We start from the raw sequence: 6,255 nt of genomic DNA, 5'->3' as shown, positions 1-6,255 counted from the left end.
GGTATTCTGCAGTGCGTCATGCATCTTTGTATAGACGCCGAGCATGACCTCACGCGATTTGTCGTGATCGTGTCCGGCCTGCTGCGAGAGTTGATCGGTATACGAGCACAGGTCGTATTTCAGATAGTCGATGCCCCAGGCCGCGTAGGTGTTCGCGTCATCCTGCTCGTGACCATAGGAACCGGGATAACCCGCGCATGTCTTCAATCCGGGCGAAGAATAGATGCCGAGCTTGAGCCCTTTCGAGTGCACGTAATCCGCGAGCGCCTTCATGTCAGGAAACTTGCTGTTCGCATGGATGTGCCCCTGCGCGTCGCGCTCGCCCTCCCACGTGTCGTCAATGTTCACGTAGATATAGCCCGCATCGCGCATGCCGGTCGAAACCATCAGGCCGGCGGTGTCGCGAATGGTCTTGTCATCGACCTTGTCGGCGAAGTGATTCCAGCTGTTCCAACCCATCGGCGGCGTTGCCGCGAGTGTCGAATCGCTTGCCGCGGAGACCGGCAACGTTGTCATCGTGACGGAAGACAGAACAAGGGCAGAAAGCAGAGCGGTAATGCGCATGGGATGCCTCACCGGAAGGGATAAAACAACCTGAGAAAGAAGACCCGGAGGCGCCATCCACCTCCGGGTCGCAGTTAGGAGTTAGAACGCGGAGAGCGGCTTCTCTTCGACCTTGGGGCGAGCCGCGACGGCAGCCTTGTAGGTCGCGGTCGCCTCTTCCAGCTCGGCACCGGCGATCTCAAGACGCGGCGCACGCACCTTGGCCGAGCCCACACCGGCCTGCTCCTGCACCCACTTGATGAGCTGCACGAACTTCGGCACGGTGTCCATGCGCAGCAGCGGCAGGAACCACTTGTAGAGCTCAAAAGCTTCCTTCGTCTTGCCTGAAATCGCGAGGTTGAAGAGCTCAACCGACTCGGCAGGATACGCATTCACGAGACCCGCAACCCATCCGGTCGCACCCGCGGCAACGCCCTCGACCAGCGCATCATCCACGCCGACGAAGATGGCGAGACGGTCGCCCAGCAGCGCCTTGATCCACGACACACGGCGGACGTCCGCGCTCGATTCCTTTACCGCGGCCAGGTTCGGATACTCGGCGGCCAGCTCGGCAATCTGCTCTGGCAGGAAGTCGGTCTTGTAAGCGATGGGGTTGTTGTAGAGCATGCACGAGAGCTTCGTCGCCTGCAGGATCGCGACAACGTGCGCCTTCATCTCGCGCCAATCCGAAGTGTAGACATACGGCGGCAGCACCATCAGGCCCGAGCAGCCCGCGGCTTCTGCGTCCTTCGCCAGCGCAACCGCACCCTCGGTCGAGAGCGCCGAGATCGCCGCAACCACGGGCTTGTCTCCGGCGACGGAGACAGCGGTCTTCAGGATCGCAACCTTCTCGTCGTGCGTCAGCGTCGCGCCTTCACCCAGCGAGCCGAGCATCACCAGGCCCGTGCTGCCATTGCCCAGCAGCCATTTCGCGTGGCGAGCCAGAAAAGCGTGGTCGACCTTCAGGTCGTCCGTGAAAGCGGTGGTCATTGCAGGCATTACGCCATACCAGTTCATGCGTTCTCCTCAATCGAATCGTTCGAACAAAGTGCTCCCACGGGGGTGGGAAAAATCGGTTGCCGCACAGAAGCGTTCTTCCATCCGAAGACCACCTCCGCCGCAGGCCCGCAGATGCGGCCCTGGCAGGGGCCCATGCCGCAGCGCGTCTGCAACTTGGCTTCCGTCCAGCTGTGGTGCCCGGCCAGGCTCGCCGTCTGCACATCTTCGCAACGGCAGAAGACCGTATCCGGCGCAGCCAGCGTGCGCAGCTCAGGCCGCAGCGCGAAGGTGCGCTCGAGGCCCGCGGCAAACTTCCGTCCCGCAGCAGCGCGCTTGTGCAGATGCTCCGTCGGCTGGCCTGCAGCCGCAAGCCCTGCGATCTCACCCTCGGCCAGCGCCGCCTCCAGGCCGCCGATGCCGGTGGGCTCACCCGCGCAGTAGATGCCGCCCTGCGAGGTCTGCTGGTTTGCATCCACCTTCACGAAGTCGCCGCGCAACTCGCAGCCCAGCAGCGCAGGCAGCTCGGTATTCGGCACCAGATGGAAGCCGCATGCGAGCAGGTCGCATGGCTCTTCCCAGGTCTTTCTTCCGTTCGAGAGCTTCACCGCGCGCAGCAGCCCGGTTTTACTGGCGATTGCAGCCATCGGCCATGTGCCCGTAAGGTATGGCGTACCGATCACGCGTCCGCGATAGCCCGCGCCCTGCGCCAGCTTTGAGGGGTTCATCCACATCGTCGCTGTAAACATGGCAAGCCGCACCGCCGGAGCTTGCTCCGCGATGGTCACAACCTTCGCACCGTAATCGCGCAGATGCGCAGCTACCGCCAGCAGCAGCGGACCTGTGCCTGCCACCGCCACGCGCTTGCCTTCGACGGAATACCCGCCCTTCACCAGCGCCTGTAACCCGCCTGCGCCAAAGACACCCGGCAGCGTCCATCCCGGGAAAGGCAGAAAACGTTCCCGCGCGCCCGTCGCCAGGATCAGCTTTCCATAAAGCACATGCAGCACCGCGCCATCTTCCTCGCGATACGCACGCAACGTCGCGCGCTCCGGCGCGTCGATCACGCGGCAACCGCTGGCCACGCGCACACCGGATGCGAGCATCCTCTCCACGGCACGATTACGCGCCACACCTTCGGCATCGAACTTGCGCTGCGAGGGCAAGCCCTCACGCCAGATCTGTCCGCCCGGCGCAGGATTGTCGTCGATCACCAGCACACTGCGTCCGCAGCGGGCCGCCGCAGTCGCCGCGGCAATCCCCGCAGGGCCTGCGCCGATCACAACCACGTCCGCGACCTGCGTGAGCGGCTGCGGCTTGCTGAACGTGTTCAGCGCCTGCGGCATCGATTGATTTTTCTCGCTCATCGCTGCGTCTCCACTTGCATGCCCGGCTGGCAGGCGAGCTGGCAGGTCTTCGTCTGCGGCACACCATTCACCACCGCGCGGCACTCCATGCAGATGCCCATGCCACACAGCGCCGTACGCGGCTCTCCGCTCACGGAGGCGCGGCACACCGCGCCTGCCTGCAGCATCGCGGCCGCCACGCGCGTACCTTCGGCCACTTCCACGCCCACGCCGTTGATCGTGATCTTTACGGTCTTCGAAGCGACGCCAGAAACAGGATTAGACATGGGCCTCCTTCTTTGCCGCCGGGCTCCCGGCAAGGCGCGCAGGCAGGAACGGCGTCACATCCAGCATCGATTTGTGCCCCAGTAGCTGATCGACAAGCAACCGCGCCGCGCCAGGCGCATTCGTGATGCCAAGTCCCTCGAAGCCCGCCGCAAGCCACAGCGATGCATCCTCCGTGATCGCCTCCGCCGGTCCGATTAGCGGCAGCTTGTCCTCGGTCGAGGCGCGAAACCCCGTCCACGCGCGGATCGCCGAGAGCGCAGCAAGCTTCGGCATATATTCGATGGCCCGCTCCAGCATGAGCCGCAGTATGCGAGGCTCGGACGCAGGGTCCGTCTTGCCGAACTGCCGCGAAGAGCCAATCAGCATCTGCCCCGTCTGGCGCGGCTGGATATTGAAGGCCACGGACTCATCCGTAAGCTTGTGCGCGCTCTTCAGATATCCAAGCTCCACGAGCTGGTGGTGCGCAAACCCCGGATAGCGATCCGTGATCAGCAGATGTCCTTTGCGCTTCTGTATCGGTAACTGTGGCAGTAACGAAATATCCGAACCTGCTGCCAGAACAATGCGTTCGGCCTGCACCTTCGTGCCATTCGACAGCGTCACTTCGCCTTTGCCTGCGGCCACTGCGCGGCCCTGCACCAGCTTTGCGCCGCGATGCTGCGCATCGGAGAGAAAGTGCGCCGCTGCCGCGGGAGGATAGACCACCGCGTCCTGCGGCACACGCAGGCCGCCCGCGAGGCCCGGACGCAGATTCGGCTCGGCTTCCGCCACGCCTTTCGTGTCGAGTACTTCGCTGGCTACGCCGGCCTTTTCGTAGGTAGCGCGCTTGGTGTGGACTTCCCGCATCTCTTCGTCGTCCGCCGCCACCCACAGCGTTCCACGCTCTTCAAACTCGATCGAGGCCGGCAGCTTGTCGCGCTCCTGCAGCCACAAACCACGGGAAAACGTCGACAGCGCCAGCTGCGCCGGCGAGTCGTCCATCACCACAAGGTGCCCCATGCCCGCGGCTGTAATACCCGAGCCCGGCACCTTCTCTTCAACTACCGCCGTACGCAGGCCGGCGCGCGCGGTTTCCCGCGCAATCGCCGCACCCACAATCCCGGCTCCAACAACAATCACGTCAAAAGTTGCCATTAAAACAGGATCCCACGCGCAAACGGATCGTCATCCGCGAACAGCAGCTTCGACTCCGCCGTGATCCACGCCCGGCCGCGAATGCTCGGGATCACCTGCCCGGACTCCGCCTCAACCACCGTGCCCTGGAAGACCGTGCCCAGCACGCTCTCCTGCCGCCACGTGTCCCCCGGCGCAAGCTTGCCGTCGGCATACAGACACGCCATCTTCGCGCTTGTGCCCGTGCCACAGGGCGAGCGGTCGAAGGCCGCGCCCGGGCACAACACAAAATTCCGTGACGAATTCGCCGCATCGCCCGGCTTCGAAAACAGCTCGATGTGGTCGATCTCCGCGCCGTCTTCGCCCATGATGCCCTGATCGCGCAGCGCCGTGCGGATAGCCGTCGTCACCGCCAGCAGCTGCTCACGGTTCGTTGCCTTGATTTCATAAGGATGTTCGCCGATCAGGAAGAACCAGTTTCCGCCCCAGGCGATATCTCCCGTGAAGCTTCCGTATCCCGGCACTTCGACTGGCACCGCCGAGCGATACCGCCGACTCGGCACGTTCTGCACCGTCACCGACCCGTCGTCGTGCAGGCAGGCCGATACCGTGCCCACCGGCGTCTCGATCTTGTGCGCGCCCGGCTTGATCCGGCCGAGATGCGCCAGCGTCGTCACCAGCCCGATCGTGCCGTGACCGCACATGCCCAGGTAGCCTACGTCATTGAAATAAATCACCGCTGCGGTAGCATCCGCCTGCTCCGGCTCAAGCAGCAGTGCGCCTACGACCACCTCGGACCCGCGCGGCTCGCAGATCACACCCGAACGAAAACCGTCATATTCCTCGCGAAAGCGCTGGAGCCGTTCAACCAGCGATCCGGTGCCCAAATCAGGCCCCCCGCTCAGGACCACACGGGTGGGTTCGCCCTCAGTGTGAGAGTCAACAACATGAACCATCTTTGGCAAAGCCATATCGAGAATCCTAACTGAAATTGTCTACGATTTTGAATACATTGTTGTGATAATTCTTCGTACCGACACCATGACCAGACGCCAATTTTCGCTCCGGCCCGCCCTGCTTCCGCTCGCCCTTGCCGCTACCCTCGCGCATCCCTTTCCTGCCACTGCCTTTGGACAGGCCGCCTCACCCCAGCCCTCCCCGCAATCGATCGAAAGCCGCGGGAATCCCATCCTTGCTGACGGTTCGTACTACTCGGCGGACCCGGCTCCGCTGGTCGCAGGCGACACGCTGTACATCCTCGCGGGCCGCGACGAGGCTCCGCCGGACGTAAACGACTTCATCATGAACGAGTGGCAGATCTTCTCGACGAAGGATGTGGCCTCGGGCCATTGGCTCCACTACCCCGGCATCCTCAAGCCGCACGAGGTCTTCGCCTGGGCCTCGCCGGACCGCGCCTACGCCGGCCAGATCATCGAGGGGCCCGATCACCGCTTTTATCTCTACGCACCGGTGCAGGAAGCCAACAGCACGAATGAGGACACCTTCTCGATCGGCGTCGCCGTGTCGGACTCGCCGCTTGGCCCGTGGAAGGATGCGCATCCCTCCGGCCCCATCGTCAGCCAGTCTGTGCCTGAGCCGAATCACATCCAGAACATCGACCCGACGATCCTGCTCGATGACGACGGCCGCGTCTGGCTCTACTGGGGCACCTTCGGACGCCTGCTCGGCATGGAGCTCAAGCCGGACATGATCACACCCGCAGGCAGGGAGTTCCCCGTTCACGGCCTCACCGGCTTCTTCGAAGCGCCGTGGATCATGAAACGGAACGGTGTCTATTACATGATTTACGCCGGCAACCAGGCCGGTCCCGACTCCGTCTGCACGCCTGCCGTATATCACGCCTGCATCGAGTACGGCACCGCGCCGGCACCCACCGGCCCATGGACATGGAGAGGCGTCATCCTCGATCCGGTTTCCTCCACCACTTCGCATCCCGGGGCTATCGAAT

At 63.6% G+C, this 6,255-nt stretch carries 7 protein-coding genes; 1 reads left to right on the top strand and 6 read right to left on the bottom strand.

What is annotated here, in order from left to right; translation table 11 throughout:
- The 6 genes from QM649_RS19970 to QM649_RS19945 form a co-directional block, all read right to left on the bottom strand.
- A partial coding sequence (locus QM649_RS19970) for a glycoside hydrolase family 27 protein (RefSeq protein WP_415200837.1) occupies window positions 1–564 on the bottom strand: 564 nt, incomplete at its 3' end.
- Between the two features lie 81 nt (window positions 565–645).
- Window positions 646–1,560, bottom strand: coding sequence for a dihydrodipicolinate synthase family protein (locus QM649_RS19965; RefSeq protein ID WP_415200836.1), 915 nt, complete (start codon window positions 1,558–1,560; stop codon window positions 646–648).
- Window positions 1,557–2,906, bottom strand: a complete 1,350-nt coding sequence (locus tag QM649_RS19960) for an FAD-dependent oxidoreductase (protein ID WP_415200835.1) — start codon at window positions 2,904–2,906, stop codon at window positions 1,557–1,559. Before QM649_RS19960 ends, QM649_RS19965 begins: the two co-directional genes overlap by 4 nt.
- Window positions 2,903–3,172 carry a (2Fe-2S)-binding protein gene (locus QM649_RS19955; protein WP_415200834.1) on the bottom strand — a complete coding sequence of 90 codons (270 nt, stop codon included), beginning with the start codon at window positions 3,170–3,172 and terminating at the stop codon, window positions 2,903–2,905. The genes QM649_RS19960 and QM649_RS19955 overlap by 4 nt, the downstream gene beginning before the upstream one ends.
- On the bottom strand, window positions 3,165–4,307 hold the full coding sequence (locus QM649_RS19950; RefSeq protein ID WP_415200833.1) for an NAD(P)/FAD-dependent oxidoreductase: 1,143 nt from the start codon (window positions 4,305–4,307) through the stop codon (window positions 3,165–3,167). Before QM649_RS19950 ends, QM649_RS19955 begins: the two co-directional genes overlap by 8 nt.
- On the bottom strand, window positions 4,307–5,257 hold the full coding sequence (locus QM649_RS19945; RefSeq protein WP_415200832.1) for a proline racemase family protein: 951 nt from the start codon (window positions 5,255–5,257) through the stop codon (window positions 4,307–4,309). The genes QM649_RS19950 and QM649_RS19945 overlap by 1 nt, the downstream gene beginning before the upstream one ends.
- 70 nt (window positions 5,258–5,327) lie before the next feature.
- Between QM649_RS19945 and QM649_RS19940 the strand changes: the two genes are divergently transcribed.
- Window positions 5,328–6,255, top strand: a 928-nt coding sequence (locus QM649_RS19940; protein WP_415200831.1) for a family 43 glycosylhydrolase, incomplete at its 3' end; no start/stop codon positions are given.

Source organism: Silvibacterium sp. (assembly GCF_047605705.1).
Classification (GTDB): domain Bacteria; phylum Acidobacteriota; class Terriglobia; order Terriglobales; family Acidobacteriaceae; genus Silvibacterium.
This window is presented reverse-complemented; position numbering and strand designations above follow the sequence as displayed.